Origin of the sequence: Tenacibaculum profundi (genome assembly GCF_052050075.1) — a bacterium.
Classification (GTDB): domain Bacteria; phylum Bacteroidota; class Bacteroidia; order Flavobacteriales; family Flavobacteriaceae; genus Polaribacter.
The window spans coordinates 2,824,418-2,842,137 of the sequence record NZ_CP197225.1; the positions used below are offsets into that span (position 1 = coordinate 2,824,418).

16 protein-coding genes are annotated in these 17,720 nt (G+C 31.0%); 4 read left to right on the forward strand and 12 right to left on the reverse strand.

Annotation, left to right across the window (positions count from 1 at the left end; all coding sequences use genetic code 11):
- The first annotated feature begins 3 nt into the window (after positions 1–3).
- The 4 genes from ACSIGE_RS11510 (at position 4) to ACSIGE_RS11525 (ending at position 2,363) form a co-directional block, all read left to right on the forward strand.
- Entirely contained in the window at positions 4–444 is a 441-nt protein-coding gene (locus ACSIGE_RS11510; protein ID WP_440880017.1) for a hypothetical protein, read from the forward strand.
- A 6-nt stretch (positions 445–450) separates the two neighbouring features.
- Positions 451–1,083, forward strand: coding sequence for an ExbD/TolR family protein (locus ACSIGE_RS11515; protein ID WP_440880018.1), 633 nt, complete (start codon positions 451–453; stop codon positions 1,081–1,083).
- A gap of 17 nt (positions 1,084–1,100) precedes the next feature.
- On the forward strand, positions 1,101–1,571 hold the full coding sequence (locus tag ACSIGE_RS11520; protein ID WP_440880019.1) for an ExbD/TolR family protein: 471 nt from the start codon (positions 1,101–1,103) through the stop codon (positions 1,569–1,571).
- A 114-nt stretch (positions 1,572–1,685) separates the two neighbouring features.
- Positions 1,686–2,363: a porin family protein gene (locus ACSIGE_RS11525; RefSeq protein WP_440880020.1), complete on the forward strand. Its 678-nt coding sequence runs from the start codon at positions 1,686–1,688 to the stop codon at positions 2,361–2,363.
- A 593-nt stretch (positions 2,364–2,956) separates the two neighbouring features.
- Here the strand turns inward: ACSIGE_RS11525 and rpoN are convergent.
- From rpoN to ACSIGE_RS11585, 12 genes are all read right to left on the reverse strand, one after another.
- The gene (rpoN, locus tag ACSIGE_RS11530) at positions 2,957–4,420 is read right to left on the reverse strand and encodes an RNA polymerase factor sigma-54 (protein ID WP_440880021.1); all 1,464 of its coding nucleotides are present in this window, start codon (positions 4,418–4,420) and stop codon (positions 2,957–2,959) included.
- A 78-nt stretch (positions 4,421–4,498) separates the two neighbouring features.
- Complete coding sequence (asnS, locus tag ACSIGE_RS11535) at positions 4,499–5,941, reverse strand: asparagine--tRNA ligase (RefSeq protein ID WP_440880022.1); 1,443 nt, start codon at positions 5,939–5,941, stop codon at positions 4,499–4,501.
- 128 nt (positions 5,942–6,069) lie between these two features.
- Positions 6,070–8,436, reverse strand: a complete 2,367-nt coding sequence (locus tag ACSIGE_RS11540) for an efflux RND transporter permease subunit (RefSeq protein ID WP_440880023.1) — start codon at positions 8,434–8,436, stop codon at positions 6,070–6,072.
- A 93-nt stretch (positions 8,437–8,529) separates the two neighbouring features.
- Positions 8,530–9,084 (reverse strand): ribosome recycling factor, encoded by a 555-nt coding sequence (gene frr, locus ACSIGE_RS11545; protein ID WP_440880024.1) that lies wholly within the window; start codon positions 9,082–9,084, stop codon positions 8,530–8,532.
- A gap of 46 nt (positions 9,085–9,130) precedes the next feature.
- The gene (pyrH, locus tag ACSIGE_RS11550) at positions 9,131–9,841 is read right to left on the reverse strand and encodes a UMP kinase (protein WP_440880025.1); all 711 of its coding nucleotides are present in this window, start codon (positions 9,839–9,841) and stop codon (positions 9,131–9,133) included.
- A gap of 115 nt (positions 9,842–9,956) precedes the next feature.
- Positions 9,957–10,922, reverse strand: a complete 966-nt coding sequence (gene tsf, locus ACSIGE_RS11555; RefSeq protein ID WP_440880026.1) for a translation elongation factor Ts — start codon at positions 10,920–10,922, stop codon at positions 9,957–9,959.
- Positions 10,923–11,018: 96 nt separating this feature from the next.
- Complete coding sequence (gene rpsB, locus ACSIGE_RS11560; RefSeq protein ID WP_440882215.1) at positions 11,019–11,771, reverse strand: 30S ribosomal protein S2; 753 nt, start codon at positions 11,769–11,771, stop codon at positions 11,019–11,021.
- A gap of 122 nt (positions 11,772–11,893) precedes the next feature.
- On the reverse strand, positions 11,894–12,280 hold the full coding sequence (rpsI, locus tag ACSIGE_RS11565; RefSeq protein WP_440880027.1) for a 30S ribosomal protein S9: 387 nt from the start codon (positions 12,278–12,280) through the stop codon (positions 11,894–11,896).
- The gene (gene rplM / locus ACSIGE_RS11570) at positions 12,280–12,735 is read right to left on the reverse strand and encodes a 50S ribosomal protein L13 (protein WP_440880028.1); all 456 of its coding nucleotides are present in this window, start codon (positions 12,733–12,735) and stop codon (positions 12,280–12,282) included. Before rplM ends, rpsI begins: the two co-directional genes overlap by 1 nt.
- A 482-nt stretch (positions 12,736–13,217) precedes the next feature.
- On the reverse strand, positions 13,218–14,015 hold the full coding sequence (locus ACSIGE_RS11575; RefSeq protein WP_440880029.1) for a lectin OAA family protein: 798 nt from the start codon (positions 14,013–14,015) through the stop codon (positions 13,218–13,220).
- Between the two features lie 1,724 nt (positions 14,016–15,739).
- Complete coding sequence (locus tag ACSIGE_RS11580) at positions 15,740–15,889, reverse strand: hypothetical protein (RefSeq protein ID WP_440880030.1); 150 nt, start codon at positions 15,887–15,889, stop codon at positions 15,740–15,742.
- A gap of 918 nt (positions 15,890–16,807) precedes the next feature.
- A complete protein-coding gene (locus ACSIGE_RS11585; protein WP_440880031.1) occupies positions 16,808–17,656 on the reverse strand; it encodes an OmpA/MotB family protein in 849 nt (282 codons plus the stop codon).
- Between the last annotated feature and the right edge of the window lie 64 nt (positions 17,657–17,720).

Sequence of the window (17,720 nt, forward strand, 5' to 3'; positions counted from 1 at the left end):
GTTATGAATAGTAAAATATTAAAAATTATAGTAGCTGTATTATCTGTTGTAGGTATTGGCTTGTTTGGAAGAGTAGCAAGCATTGATTCAGAAAATGTTAGCGCTATTTCAGAAGCAGTATCGCCTTTGGTAACGTATTCAGTTGCGCTATTAGTTTTGGCAATCGTTGCTGCGGTAGTTGCTTCATTATTGGGGATATTTAAAAATCCTGCAGCTTTAAAGAAAACTTTATTAGGTGTTGTAGCTCTTGGGGTTGCTTTACTTATATCTTACATAATGGCATCAGACTCTGCCGTACTAGACGCTAATAATAGTGTAATAGCAAAAGAAGGTTCTGATATCTCAAAGTACACTAGTACAGGTATATGGATCAGCTTAATTCTTCTATTATTAGGAGGCGTATTCTTTGTATACGATTTAGCAAAGGGTCTAATTAAATCATAAATAAATATGGCAAGAAGAGAAAACCCAGAAATTAATGCAGGTTCTATGGCAGATATTGCCTTCTTGCTTCTTATCTTTTTCCTTGTAACAACAACGATGGATGTCGATTCAGGAGTTTCAAAAAAGCTTGCTGAAAAAACACCACCAGACGTAGAGTTACCGAAAATAAAGCAAAGAAATATCTTTGAGGTAAGTATCAATCGAAACAATCAACTTTTTGTTGAAGGGGAGATAATGGAACTTAAAGACTTAAAAGATGCAGCTGTAAAATTTATCGATAATGGAGGGGGAGTTGGAAATCCTATAGGAGATGCTAAAGAAGGTAAGGAATGTGATTATTGTAAAGGAGAAAGGGATGCTGAGTCATCTGATCATCCGAACAAGGCTATTATAGCGGTTGAAAGTGATAGAGCTACAGAATATGGAACTTATGTTACTGTTCAGAATGAACTATTAGCCGCTTACAGAGTTCTTCGTAATAGATTATGCCAAGAAAAGTATGGTATGAGCTTTACTGAACTTGAAGAAGCGTTTAAAGATAGTCAAAGAAAAGACAATGATTTAAGAGAGAAAATGGAAGTAATTAAAAAGAGTTACCCTCAAATAATTACTGACGTTGATCCTACAAGTGTTCAATAACAATTAAAACAACGAATATGTCTAAGTTTAGAAAGAAGAAAAAAGGACTACCAGCCTTATCTACTGCGTCCTTACCGGATATTGTTTTTATGTTGTTATTTTTCTTTATGGTTACAACCAAGATGAGAGAAACTAGTTTACTAGTCGATACTCCAAGGTTACCAAGTGCCACTGAAGTAAAAAAACTTGAGAACAAAAGTTTAGTAAGTACTATTTATGTTGGAAAGGCAAAGGATGCAAAGTATGGTGGAGGTTATGAAAGTATTCAATTAAATGATAAAATAGCTACTGCGGATGATGTTCCAGCTTTTATACTTAAAGCAAGAGAAGAAATAGCAGAAGCTGAACACCCATTTATGACTACTTCGCTGAAAGCAGATAAGGAGTCAAGCGTTGGAACTTTAGCCGATATAAGAGAAAAATTACGAGATGTAAATGCCCTTAAGTTGAGTTTATCAACGCATAAAGGTGATGCAATTAAAAAATAAGTAGTAGAAATCTTAATAGTTTAAAAAGTGCAATCATATTTTGATGGCACTTTTTCTATTTTATAGAGTTATATTAGTATAAAAATAGTATTTAATCGAATATCCATTTTAGTTATGAATACCAGAATACTTTTATTTATTTTGATATCAGTAAGTTTAAATATCTGTGCTCAAAAGGATTCCTTAGAATTAGATGATAAATATTTAGAAGATCAATTTTATATTGATATTACATACAATGTACTTTATAATCAGCCTAAAAACGTCAAGGAAAGTGATTTTTCATACGGCTTTTCAGCAGGATATATTCGTGATTTTCCAATTATAAAAAATGGAAAAGTTGCCATCGGCATTGGTTTAGGCTATGGATATGACAGGTTTGTTCATGGTTTAAAAGTAACCAAAGGAGAAAGTTCTAATGACTTTTTTGAAATATCGGAGTTTGTTGATAACAAAATTAATACTCATAATCTTGAGGTTCCGCTTCAGTTAAGATTTAGGTCATCAGATGCTAAAAAATACTCTTTCTGGCGAATATACTCAGGGATAAAGATGAGTTATAATTTATCAAATAGCTTCTCTCACAAGGTGTCTGAAACACTTGTAAAAGTCAATAATATAAATTCATATCGGAGGTTTCAAATAGGGGCTACATTATCTGCAGGATACGCTACCTTTAATTTTCACGTTTATTATGGTTTAATCCCGTTTTTGAATTCTGAAGCTTTTGTTAATAATGAAAGAATTAATACAAGAATAATTAAATTAGGGATTAGTTTTTTTGTTTTATAAAAAGTAAAACGCTAAAAATTGACAACAAAAGCCGATAAAAAAACCAGTATAAACCTCTTTGGGTGTATGGGCATTTAAAAATAATCTAGAAGTGCCTAAAAGACCGGATAAAAAAATAAAAGAAATAACAAGTGGTATGGTATTTACATTACTCATCTGTTGAAATATGATAAAAAAGCCTACAGTAGCACCAACTGAAAGTAAATGTATACTTGATTTAAATTTAAAATATAGTAAGATATAAGTTAAAATAAGACTAAGTACCGTACCATAGAATAAATAGCTTAAATCCTTCATAAAGGATAATTTCTTGAATAATTCAGCTAAAGAAAATAGTAATATAATCATAAAGAAAACGGGGATTTTTCTTTCTCTGATACTAAAAACATTATAAGATTTCAGATAACCGATAGATTTTAATAGAACTAAAAGAAGTAAAGGAACTACGTATGTAGTTATAAATATTATAGTTATTATAGTTAATTTCTGTTGATTTTGGATTCTAAATGGAGTCAACAGAAAGTACAAAAATATACCTATTGTAGGCATTACAATAGGATGTAAAATAGCTGATATAAACTTATGTCGTTTCATTAAATTTCTTTCCTTAAGCGAGCCACGGGTATGTCTAATTGTTCTCTATATTTAGCCACCGTTCTTCTTGCGATAGGATATCCTTTTTCTTTCAGTAATTTTGATAATTTTTCATCAGTTAAGGGCTTTTTTTTATTTTCTTCAGTAATTACGGTTTCTAGAATTTTTTTAATTTCTCTTGTAGAAACATCTTCTCCTTGATCATTTTTCATTGATTCAGAGAAAAATTCTTTTATTAATTTAGTACCATAAGGAGTAGATACATACTTACTATTTGCAACTCTAGAAATGGTTGATACATCCATGCTAATATCGTCTGCAATGTCTTTAAGAATCATTGGTTTTAATTTTCGTTCATCACCTGTCAAAAAATATTCTTTTTGATATTGCATAATTGCATTCATTGTTATCAAAAGCGTTTGCTGACGTTGCTTTATAGCATCAATGAACCATTTAGCAGCATCTAACTTTTGCTTGATAAACATGACAGCATCTTTTTGTGCTTTGGTTTTATCTTTTGAATCTTGATAACCTTTTAGCATGTTATTATATTCTCTTGAAACTTTTAATTCAGGTGCATTACGAGAGTTTAAGGTCAACTCTAGACTTCCTTCTGTAATTTTTATCGTAAAGTCTGGAACGATTTGTTCTGCAATTTTATTATTTCCATCGTAAGAACTACCTGGTTTTGGATTGAGTCTACTAATTTCTGAGATAACCTCTTTCAGTTCATCTTCGGTCAAATCAAATTTCTCAAGTAGTTTTTGGTAATGTTTTTTTACAAAGTGATCAAAAGATTCGTTTAGTATTTCAATAGCTAAAGACCTATATTTTGTTTCAGGTTTTGAATTTAGTTGAATGATTAAGCAGTCCTTCAAGTTAAGAGCACCTACGCCTATAGGGTCTAACTTTTGGACAACTTTAGTTAAAATATCTTTAACCTCTTCTTCAGTCGTAAAAATATTTTGTGTAAAAGCTAAATCATCTACGAGGTCTAATAATTCACGTCTTATATACCCACTATCATCAATACTACCAACTAAAAATTCTGCAATAGCACGTTCATTATCATCGATTCTAAAAGTATTTAGTTGATTTTTTAGAGACTGATGAAACGATGTACCCGCTGCATAAGGTACATGTTTCTCATCATCATCAGCTGAATAGTTATTAGATTGCATTTTATAGCTCGGGAATTCATCATCACTCAAGTATTCATCGATATTAATATCTTCTGCTTCTATTTTTTCATTTCCTGTATCGTCATAATCAGTATCATTTGAATATGAGTCCTCAAAATTATCATTCTCTTCTTTTCCAGTATCTAATGCAGGATTCTCTTCAATTTCTTGTTTTAAACGCTCTTCAAAAGCTTGTGTTGGCAATTGTATAAGCTTCATCAGCTGAATTTGCTGCGGAGATAATTTTTGTAATAATTTTTGATGTAAACTTTGTTTTAACATAAATACAAATATATGAATTCATCAAAAAAAAATCGCCATTCTAACGAGAATGACGATGAATATTTCTTAAGTATTTTTTTAAAATTCGGCATTTTGAGGTGTTCGAGGAAAGGGAATCACATCACGTATATTACTCATTCCTGTTGTAAATAATACCAACCGCTCAAATCCTAGTCCAAACCCAGAATGTACCGCTGTACCGAACTTTCTAGTGTCCAAGTACCACCATAGTTCTTTCTCATCAATTTCTAAATCTGACATTTTTTTCTTCAATACATCTAAGCGTTCTTCTCTTTGAGCACCACCAACTATTTCACCGATACCTGGGAAAAGGACATCCATTGCTCTAACAGTTTTTCCGTCTTCGTTTAAACGCATGTAAAACGCTTTAATATTCGCAGGATAATCAAATAATATTACTGGACATTTGAAGTGTTTTTCAACTAAATAACGCTCGTGTTCTGATTGTAGATCAGCACCCCATTCGTTAATAGGGAATTGAAATTTCTTCTTTTTATTAGGCTTCGAATTTCTTAAGATATCGATAGCTTCTGTATACGAAACTCTTTTAAAGTTATTGTCAACAACAAAATGAAGTTTCTCAAGTAATGTCATATCACTTCTTTCTGCTTGTGGCTTTGTTTTTTCCTCATTTGCCAATCGATCATTTAAAAAGTTTAAATCGTCTTGGCAATTATCTAAAACATATTTTAAAACATATTTAATGAAGTCTTCCGATAAATCCATATTCGCATCCAAGTCATAAAACGCAACTTCAGGTTCAATCATCCAGAACTCAGCAAGGTGTCTCGTTGTATTTGAGTTTTCAGCTCTAAATGTTGGTCCAAAGGTATAAACCTTCCCTAGGGCCATTGCATAGGTTTCTGCCTCTAATTGTCCAGAAACCGTCAAGTTCGTTTCTTTTCCGAAAAAATCTTTACTGTAATCTACATTACCATTTTCATCTAGTGGAGCTTTATTAGTTTCAAAGTTTGTTACTTTAAACATTTCTCCAGCTCCCTCTGCATCAGATCCTGTAATAATCGGAGTGTTTACATAGTAGAATCCGTTTTGTTGGAAGTATTGATGAACCGCAAATGATAAAGCAGAACGTACTCTCATAATTGCACTGAACGTATTTGTTCTAACTCTTAAGTGTGCTTGCTGTCTCAAAAACTCTAAAGAATGTCTTTTAGGTTGTAAGATAGTTTTTGAAACTTCATCTGGATCCGCATCTCCTAATATCTCCACATTTGCTACTTGTACTTCCACAGATTGGCCTTTACCTTGACTTTCAACTAAAGTTCCATTCACAGAAATAGCAGCACCAACAGTTATTCTTTTTAAAAGGGCTTCGTCTGTATTCTCAAAATCTACTACACATTGAATATTATTTATGGTAGAACCATCATTTAATTGAATAAAACGATTACTTCTAAATGCTCTTACCCAGCCTTTAACATGTACTTCTTGTAAAAATTTTTCTGAAGCTAATAATTCTTGTACGCTACTTCTTTCCATTATTTTCTATATTCTTGTGTCAAAGTAAGCAAAGATACTTTTTTGAGCTCAATTAACAAATGGAGATAAGTATATTTGAAGTAAGACTTATCAATTACTTTAAACAGTTTTCTTTGATCACTAAATAATTATTTATCGTCATCTTTTGGGGGGAAAATTTTAAACTTAGTTTCCTTTAGTACTTTTTTATTAGCTATTTTCTTTTCAAATGATAAAAGGAGTGAAGGCAATAATAATAAATTAGATACCATTGCTAATAATAGTGTAACAGAAACAAGCCCTCCAAGAGCTATTGTTCCACCAAAACTTGATATTGTAAAAACTAAGAACCCGAAGAAAAGCACAATTGATGTATAGAACATACTTACCCCAGTTTCTTTTAATGCAGCATAAACTGCTGGTTTTATTTTCCAATTATTGCTTAATAATTCTTGTCTATATTTTGCTAAGAAATGAATTGTATCGTCAACAGAAATACCAAAAGCAATGCTGAAAACTAAAATGGTAGAAGGTTTGATAGGTATGTCGAAAAATCCCATCAGTCCAGCGGTTATTAAAAGCGGAAGCATATTAGGTATTAACGAAATTAGAATCATTTGTGGCGATCTAAACATCCAAGCCATAAAAATAGAGATAAGCAGAATTGCTAGTGATAATGAAATAACTAAATTTTTTATTAGGTAATTTGTTCCTTTAAGAAAAACAAGAGCTTTACCTGTTAGAGATACATTAAACCGATCATTCGAAAAATTCTTTTTTATAACAGCATTCAAACGCTCTTGAATAATATCCATCTTATCAGTACCAATATCCTTCATAAAAGTTGTAATTCGAGCATAACGACCTGTTGAATCAACAAAATTATTTAGCATATTTGAGTTTTTTGCAGAATTCTTTGTATATGATAGGATATATGCTTTTTCTTGAGAAGTTGGAAGTTGATAGTATTTAGGATTCCCATTATAATAAGCTTGTTTGGAATACTTGACTAAGTTGTTTATAGATATTGGTTTAGATAGTTCAGGGAAGGTTTCTATAGTCTCATTTAATTTTTCAATTTTTTTCAGCGTAGAAAGCTTCATAACCCCTTTTTCTTTTTTGGTATCTATTAATATTTCTAAAGGCATAATTCCACCGAATTCATTCTCAAAAAACTTAATGTCTTTATAAAACTGTTTACCACGAGGCATATCTTCAATTAAACTACCTGAAACTCGAATTTTGTAGAGACCAACTATACCTAGTATGATAACAATAACTGTTGTTATATAAATACCAATTCGATCTCTTTTTACTGTTCGCTCCATCCAATTTACTACATTTTCCATCCATCTTTTTTCAAGATGGTTTAAATGCTTTTTTTCAGGAAGTGGCATGAAACTATATATTATTGGAATAATTAATAAGGCCAGTATGAAAATACTAATGATATTGACAGAGGCAAGAATTCCAAACTCTCTTAGTAGTTGACTTTTAACAAAAACAAATGTAGCAAAACCAGAAGCGGTAGTGATATTAGTCATTAATGTTGCATTACCTATTTTTGAAATAACTCTTTGCAAAGATTTAGCTTGGTTTCCATGTTTCTTTACTTCTTGTTGGTATTTATTAATTAAAAAAACTGCATTTGGCACGCCTATTACAATTATTAAAGGCGGAATTAATGCTGAAAGAACTGTTATTTCATATCTAAACCAACCAATGAATCCAAATGCCCAAACCACTCCAATTCCAACAACTAATAACGTGATAAACGTTGCTCTAAAAGATCTAAAGAAAAAGAAGAAAATAATGGCGGTAATCAATAACGCTCCAACAACAAAAATTCCCATTTCTTGAGTAATATTTAGAGAATTTAAGGTTCTTATATAAGGCATTCCAGAAATACGAATATCAATATCATTCTGTTTTTCAAATTCCTCAATTGTCGGTATTAAGACATCGATAATAAAATCGGCTCTTTCAGGCGTATTTATGATATCTTTCCTGAGATATATAGCAGTTTGTAGAACTCCTTTTTTATTATAAAGTAAGTTTTCATAAAAAGGCAATTTTTCAAATAATTGTTTTTTAATGTTAGAAATACCTTCGGTTGTATTAGGTGTCTCATTAAAAAGAGGTTCTATTTCAAATTTTCTTTGTGTTCGATTAGCTTTTAGTTTTTTTACATCCGAAATAGAAAGGGTAAAGTCTACTTGTGCTGACTTTTCAAAAGATTTTGTAAGTAGATTCCATTTCTTGAATTTATGAGGAGAGAAAACTGTACTGTCTTTAACTCCAAGAATGATAAGATTTCCCTCCTCACCGAAGATTTTTAAAAAATTATCGTACTCAACATTTGCCTTATGATCAGTTGGTAATAAGTTCGCCTCTGTATACGAAAAACGCATATGTTTGGTTTGACTGAGTAATAATCCTGTAATAACAGTAATCAAAATCAATACAAAATAACGATTTCGTAATATAAATCCCGCGATCTTAGTCCAAAAAGTCATCAAAAAAAATTTTTGCAAAGGTAGATAAATGAGTGTAATAAATAAAAAAAGAGTGCTAAAAACACTCTTTTAAATATTAATTAATTACCAGTATTAAACCGTCATTATTTCACTTTCTTTTACAACAAGTTTCTCTTCAATTTGTTTAATAAATTGATTGGTTAAGTCTTGAATATCTGCTTCGGCGTTTTTTTTCATATCATCAGAGATATCAGTCTTTTTTATATCATTGTTCGCCTCTTTTCTAGCATTTCTTACACCTACTTTTGCATGTTCAGCTTCTGCTTTTGCTTGCTTTGCTAATTCTCTCCTTCTTTCTTCTGTTAGAGGAGGAACGTTAATAATAATATTCTCTCCATTATTCATTGGATTGAAACCTAAATTAGCAACCATGATAGCTTTCTCGATTTCTTGAAGCATATTTTTTTCCCATGGCTGAATAGATATTGTACGTGCATCCGGAGTATTAACATTGGCAACTTGTCCTAGTGGTGTTGAAGCGCCATAGTAATCTACTTGAACATTAGCAAGCATTGCGGGAGATGCCTTACCAGCTCTAATACTTCTTAATTCCTTAATTAAATGATCAATAGCTTTATTCATTGCTTCTTTAGCCGTATCTAAAATAAAATCAATTTCTTCATTCATTATATTAGTATTTAGAAACCTCTATTTAAAAGAGGCAATTAATAATTTATCTGTTGTTAACTACTGTTCCAATCTGTTCTCCTGAAACAAGTTTTAGTAAGTTGCCTTTTTTGTTCATATCAAAAACAATAATAGGTAATTTATTTTCTTCACTTAAAGTAAACGCTGTCATATCCATTACTTTAAGGCCCTTTTCTATAACGTCTTTAAAGGTAATACTATTAAATTTAATAGCATCTTTATTCTTTTCAGGATCATCATTATATATACCATCAACTCGAGTTCCTTTTAAAATGGCATCAGCATTTACTTCAATAGCGCGTAATACAGCTGCTGTATCCGTTGTGAAATAGGGATTACCAGTCCCTCCACCAAAAATAACAACCCTTCCTTTTTCTAGATGTCTATTAGCTCTTCTTTTAATGTAAGGTTCTGCAATTTCTTTAATTTCAATTGCTGTTTGTAATCTAGTTTGAACTCCTTGATCTTCTAAAGCACTTTGAAGTGCTAAACCATTTATACATGTCGCTAGCATACCCATATGATCTCCTTGAACACGATCCATACCGTTACTAGCACCAGCGACTCCTCTAAAAATATTTCCACCACCAATAACGATGGCTACTTCTATATTTTTTTCAACAACCTCTTTAATCTCTTCAGCATATTCTTGCAGTCTTTTAGGGTCAATTCCATATTGTCTTTCCCCCATTAAAGCTTCACCGCTTAGTTTTAAAAGAATTCTTTTGTATTGCATAATCTTATTGAAAGTTGTGCAAAACTAATCATTTTTTTTAATTTTAGATTTTAATATACTAGAAAAAAAACCATCCCAGTTTAGGGATGGTTTAGAATATTTTAGAAATAAAAGATTATCCAAGAGTAACTCTTGCGAAAGTTTTAACTTCTACATTACCGTAAGTTTTGATATATTCAGCAACAGTTTTCTTTTCGTCTTTGATAAACTTTTGATCTAATAAAGCTTGTTCTTGATCTAAAGTAGTATTATCTGAGATAAATCTTTCAATTTTACCGGGTAAAATTTTATCCCAGATTTGTTCTGGCTTTCCTTCAGCTTTTAACTGCTCCTTAGCTTCTTGCTCAGCAGCTGCCAAAGCTTCGTCAGTTAATTGAAGTCTTGAAACGAACTGAGGAATATTTTTAAGAGTTTTTCCCAAACGGACTAACTCTTCGTTGTCCTTTACAATCGCAGCGATTCTGGCTTCTGTTTCAGCAGCAACATAGGCAGGGTCAAAATCTTTGTATGATAAAGTTGTAGCTCCCATAGAAGCAGCTTGCATAGCTAAATCCTTAGTTAATACGTCAGCTTTATCAACAGCTGCACTCAATCCAACGATAGCAGCAATCTTACCAACATGAGTATATGCTCCTACGTATGGTGCCTCAATTCTTTCGAAAGAAGTAATATCGATTTTTTCACCGATAACACCAGTTTGCTCAATTAATTTTTCAGTTACAGGGATACCTCCAAAATCAGCAGCTAAAAACTCTTCTTTAGTTTTGCAGTTGAAAGCAACATCAACAAATTCAGAAGCTAATTTTTTGAATGAATCATTTTTAGCAACGAAATCTGTTTCACAAGCTAATACTATAGCAACACCATATGTGTTGTCATCGCTGATTTTGGTGATAGCAACACCTTCAGTAGACTCACGATCTGCTCTTTTAGCAGCTATTTTTTGTCCTTTTTTACGTAAAACTTCAATTGCTTTATCAAAATTACCTTCAGCTTCTACTAATGCATTTTTACAATCCATCATACCAGCTCCGGTAGTTTCTCTTAATTTCTTTACGTCAGCAGCGCTTATTTTTGACATTTCTATCGTTATTTTTTAGTTGTAATTATTTTGTTAAGATCAAAGTTAAAAAAAATAAAGGTTTCAATGTTTCGAAACCTTTAAATGATGATTATTTTATTTAGCTTCTTCAGTAGTTGCTTCTTCCGTATTAGCTTCTTTTTCTGCCTTAGCTTTTTCTTTATCCGCTTTTCTTTCAGATAATCCTTCAGCGATTGCATCGGTAACGTAAGATAAAACTTTATCTATAGACTTAGATGCGTCATCATTAGAAGGAATTACAAAGTCAATTGGTCTTGGATCAGAGTTGGTATCTACCATTGCAAAAATAGGAATATTTAATTTTTGCGCCTCAGCTACAGCAATATGTTCTTTTTTGATATCAATTACAAAAAGAGCACCCGGTAAACGAGTCATATCGGCAATAGAACCTAAGTTTTTTTCTAACTTTTCACGTTGACGGTTAATTTGTAGTTTTTCCCTTTTTGAAAGTGCATCAAAAGATCCGTCTTGCTTCATCCTGTCGATAGAAGCCATTTTTTTTACAGCTTTCCTAATTGTAACGAAATTAGTTAACATACCCCCTGGCCAACGCTCAGTAATGTAAGGCATATTTACCGATTTAGCTTTTTCAGCTACAATATCTTTAGCTTGTTTTTTGGTTGCAACAAATAAAATTTTGCGACCCGAATTAGCTATCTTTTGTAAGGCTTTAGAAGCTTCATCAATCTTTGCTGAAGTTTTATACAGATCGATGATGTGAACACCATTTCTTTCTGTATAAATATAAGGAGCCATGTTAGGATCCCACTTTCTAGTTAAGTGACCAAAGTGTACGCCACTCTCTAATAATTCTTGAATGTTTACCATTTTAATAAATGTGTTTACGTTCTGTTTTCGCAATATTTCAGTAGTTTTTACGTCTGAAATATTTAGATACTAAACTGTTAATAAAAAAATATAATTTTGAAAGTAACAGTTCTAATAAACGATTAACGTTTAGAGAACTGGAATTTCTTACGTGCTTTTTTCTGACCAAATTTCTTACGCTCAACCATTCTTGGATCACGAGTCAATAGTCCTTCTGGTTTTAATACTGCTTTATTTTCTTCGTTTATAGCTACTAGAGCTCTTGTTATTGCTAAACGAATAGCCTCAGCCTGACCAGTAACACCACCGCCATAGACATTTACTTTTACATCGAAAGATTCTAAGTTCTCAGTCAACATTAAAGGCTGCTGAACTTTATATTGTAAAGTTGGAGTAGTGAAGTAGTTTTTAAACTCTCTTTTGTTTACGGTAATATTTCCACTTCCTTGTGAAACATAAACACGAGCTACCGCTGTTTTTCTTCTACCTATTTTGTGTACAGTTTCCATTATTTAAGATCGTTAAGGTTAATTGCTTTTGGGTTTTGAGCATCTTGCTTGTGCTCTGAACCTGCATAAACATATAAATTTCTGAATAACGCGCTACCTAGTTTATTTTTAGGTAACATTCCTTTTACTGCTTTTTCGATAATTCTCGTAGGATCCTTTTCAAAAAGTTCTGTGGCAGTAAGCGATCTTTGTCCTCCTGGATATCCAGTATGACGGATATAAGATTTATCAGTCCACTTTTTACCTGTTAAATTGATTTTTTCAGCGTTGATAATAACAACGTTGTCTCCACAGTCAACATGAGGAGTGAAATTTGGTTTGTACTTACCTCTAATAAGTTTTGCAACTTTAGAAGCTAGACGACCCAATGTTTGCCCGTCCGCATCAACTAAAACCCACTCTTTATTAACGGTAGCTTTATTAGCTGATACTGTTTTGTAACTTAATGTGTCCATATTTACACGATTAGTTTTTGTTAATGATTTTTTTTACCTTAAAAAAGGTCTGCAAAGGTACGATTAATTATGTTATTAACAAACAGTTGCTTGATTTTTAAATCATTGTTTTTAAATATGTCAAAAGCTGAATGATAGTAAGTTATAGTTTATCAAGTAAATCAAATTCAGTTTCTTTTATCATAAGCTTGTTGTTTTTGTCGTCTCAATAATAATTTGAATGTTTTTTTAATGTTTCTAAAAGAAGTAATTCATATAACTTTAAAAACCTATTTTTTTATGGTTTACTATTAGAGACCTCTCATCATTTGCTTCTATCAAACGGATATATGTAAAATTAATAGTATGAACTTTTTTTTGACTAACGACTAGCCACTGACGAACTTTATAAAATTACCGATAAAAATTGTCCCTTATTAAAAATATATAAACTGTCTGAAAAGAAATCTTTTCAGACAGTCCTTAACGTACAATTAGATTAATTATACTGTTGTTAACTTATCAACAGTTGATGCAGTAACCTCAATAGGACCTTCTCCTTTATAAGTCATTTTTCCAGTAAGAGTTTGTCCTTCATTTTCAGAAGAAACTTTTAACTCTACCGCTCTTTGATTTTCTCTAGCTCCAATAATGAAGTATCCAGTTGAATGCCAAGGACCACCCCATTTATTTTGCACACTGTAAACATTACCCATAACGAATGTAGCTTCCAAATCAATTGGTCCTTCTCCTTCATAAGTCATTGTACCAGTAAAAGTTTGACCCTCGTCATTAGACTTTATATCTAACGCAATTGGTTGTTGCTTATCACGTGAGCCTAAAACAAAAACACCTCCAGGATTCCATGGGGAATTTGGTCCTCCCCATTGATTTTGTACCTCATAAGCGCTACCTGCAGTTTCCTTACCTTGGAAAACAATAGGTCCTTCTCCTTCATAAGTAACTTCTCCTTTTAAATCTTTGGTATTTTCTACAGCACTTACTTTTAATGCTACTACATTTTGACCATCTCTGGCTCCAATAACCCAATTTCCACCATCGTTCCAAGTATTAGACCATTCATACTCTACCTTGTAATTATTTCCTATGACTTGTACCCCTTTAAATCCAATAGGACCTTCACCTTTGTAGGTTATAGTTCCAGTAAGAGTTTTACCACCATCAGTTGAATTGATATTGATATCCACTAAATCTTGATTACTTCTTGAACCTAAAACAAAGATTCCACCTTGTTGCAATGGAGAATCTCCCCATTTGTTTTGAACTTGATAAATAGACATTTTTAACTATTTTTGGTTAATTATTTATATAAAATATCTGTAATAAACAGATCTTAAGTTTATTACATAATAAAGCTAAATACAATTAACAAGAAAAACAAAGGTATTTCTAAAATAATTTAACACTGAATAGGATCGTTTATATCTACTTGTTAGTTGTTTGTTTTTAAATTAGTTAGCTCTATTAAAGATGTTAATTTAAGAAAAGTAATTTAGTGCTTTAGAAAAGCAATAGAAAGAAATTGATGAGTTTAAAGCTTTAGTTCAGATGTTATTGTAAGGTAAAAATGAAGCACGATATTACTTAAAAAAACACTCACTACATGGCATCTTTTAAGAAATGTTTTTTATGCCCAAGATTTAATAAACGAATTAAATAGTAGGTTCTCCGATACTTTAAAAACGAAAAAAGTTCTTTGACATAATTATGGTAAGAGAAATAAATATTTTTATTCGTTTGTAAGTGTTTGTATTCGGAAAAAAGTGTCTTTTAAACGGTATGAGCTTATTATTTTTATGGGGTTTTAGGTGTTTTGAATTAATATTATATCCGCTAGTTGTGCTTGATGTAAACCAACTGCAAAAACGGAACATATTGAATAAAATATCAAAGAATATAAATATATGATTTTCGGAATTAGTCTGTTGGTCTTTATTGGTCTTTATTATGATTTTGGAGTTAGAATTATGGTTGGAATTTTAAATAACTTACTTCCTGTAACAGATTTTTGTTGTATTCTCAAGTACTCGTTTTGACTATCTTATTTTATCGACGATTCCCATATTCGGAATGCTACATAACTTAACGAGAACTGAGTTTAAGTTAGCCAAATTAATAATGGATATTGCGACCATTTTATTTTCTGTGATCATAATGTTTGAAATCGGACTATTTATTTTAACATTCATTGGAAAACCTGAAAATCCTTTAGAGCCGCAATACATAGTAACTGAACCTTTTGAATTGTACACAACAATATATTTATTGGACTTGGAATTCCATTTCTGATTATAAAACTGATCAAAAAACAAAAAACACTATGCACAACAACACCTAAACTGCATTAAAACGCCCCATACTCGCGAGGCGTTATAAATAATTTAAAAATGAGATGAAGCATATTTTATGTATTTATTATGTTTAGTAATAAAGAAAACAGTTTTTTCATTATTTTTAATTTTTTAACGTGTTCTTATAATTTTTTTGTGTAATGTTTATTTCCGGCAGTTAATATTATCTGGTAAAATCTTTGATAGTGTGTTCCTGCTAAGCCGGATTCTTCAAAGTTTTCTTTTGTGAAAGTATAGGTGTAATTTCCTTCATTTTGAGTACTTTCTGGGTTTATAATTACTTCTCTCGATGATATTATTCGTCCTCTTTTGATTAATGGTATTTGAGTTTCTTTGTCCCAATCTTCGGGTAGTATTTTTTTTTAGAATAAACCAGTCTTTCTTCTTTCTTTGATACAAAATATTTGAAATAAATTAGTGTAGGTTTTTCAGCTTTATTACTTTTCAAGATGAAACTCATAGTGATCAATTTCAATAAAATAGAAATAAATTAATTATATGTAGGTGTCACAATAGGTGTCAAATTTTATTCATTATGTTACTTGAATACAAAAAATATCAATCGGTAAAATAAAGATTACACCAGTTTTAAGGGCTTTATTGTAAGGTCTTACTTGATTATAGAAAATTAAAAGAAAAATAACTTTACTCTTTCATAGAATAGAAGATATTGAAAGGCTTATAGCTTCTAAGCCTCTTATTGTTCTTGTTCCTGTAGCATATAAATTGGAAAAGAAAATCGATTCCTTAGCTAAGGAATTTAGGATAGGTTTCCAGTTTTGATCATTACCAAAGGTTGTCATAAATAGAGCATTTAGACTTTTAAGTCTAATAAAAATGCTATTAAGTTTTTTTTCGATCCCTCTTTTTTACTTTTTATACCATTGGATATCAATTAATACATTTTGATTGGTTTCATATTTATTTTTCAATATTGAGTTAGCCTTTTTTTGAGATAGTTTTATAAAAGTCGTGGTAATTTAGTTCGTTACTTTTACAAGTAGCAAAAAACGAGTACAATCCCGATTTTGCAATTTCATTTACATTAATATTCTGAAAGAATTTTGCATCAGTCTTTTTGGTATTTAAATGAAATGAGAGAAAAAGACTAAAAATAAAAAAGCAATAGGGAGTTTTTGTGTTAACGAGATTTTACTATTGGAATTCAATGTATACGTATTCGTTTTTGTAGCATATTTTATACTCAAAAATAGAATTCTTAGAATACATCCTATCAGTAGTGGTAATGGGTATGATTCATGAATATTTTGAGCAATTTTATACTTGTATAATAGATGGTCGACAGCAATAAAGCAATATATTCTATGATATTCTTGCCAAAAAGGTTTTTTTCTGAAAAGAAAATATAAAAAATGGATAACAAAAACCCATAAATTAGTTCGGTTGTATTTTTATTAAGTTTACTGCCGTAGTATTTTGAAGGTATTATTAGTAAATATATAACGTAAGAGTCTTAGGGTATAGTAAATAACTCCTGCGTTAAAAAGAAACCGATACTGAGAACATTAATAAAATTTGAAAGAGATGGTGTTATTGTATTTAGAGATTGATTGTAAAGTACAATACTTGCTATTAGGATAAGAGAGTTATTATTAAAGTAAAGGTCTTTGCAAGTTTGAATATTGAGGAAATTATTTTTTAAAAGCAAAGAACTACTTGGTTAAGTAGTTCTTTATTAGTGTGTAAGCGATTCTTCAATACTATTCTACTTTTTGATCTAATAAATCAAAAAACTGGTTTAATCTTGGTAATATAATAATTTTTGTACGTCTATTGATTGCTCTATTAGTAGGACTATTATTTTCAACTAGTGGTGTGTAGCTACTTCTTCCTGCTGCAATTAATCTACTAGGTACAACTTTGTACTTATTTTGCAATTCTCTTACAATAGCCGTTGATCTTTTTACACTTAAATCCCAGTTATCTTTTATGCTCGATTTTTTACCAACAGGAGTATTATCAGTATGTCCTTCAATCATCACATCCATCTCTGGTTGACCATTAACTACAGTAGCTACCTTTTCTAGTACTTTAGAGGCTTTTTCGTTAATAGTGTAACTTCCACTTTTGAATAGTAATTTATCAGAGATTGATATGAAAACTACCGTTTTTTCTACATTAACTTCAATGTCCTGATCATCAATTCCTTCTTGTAATTCTTTTTTGAGATGAAAAGCAACAGCTAGATTAAGAGAATCTTTTTTTGATGCAGCCGCTCTTATTTTGTTTATGTATTTATCTTTTTTACTTAATTGAGATAATGTTTCTTTAATGTTATCATTGGCACCTTGAGTAAGTACTGTTAAATCTCCTACTTGTTTTAGAGTTTCTTTTTTGTCTTTTCTTAAATCGTCAACGGTCGTTTGTAGGATAGCAGACTTCTCCTGAAACCTTTCTTTTTCTACAAGGCATTTTGTTAAGTTTGTTTTAGTGGCCAATAGCTCTTCTTTTGTTTTTTCATGAGCTGCCTTAGTAGCTTCTAGTTCTTTTGTAGAAGCACAAGAAACTAATAAAGATGTAGCTATTGACAATATGATTATTCTTTTCATTTTAAGTGATTTATTCAAAAATATAAATTGATTAAACAAATTTATAAAAATGAATAGACAAAAA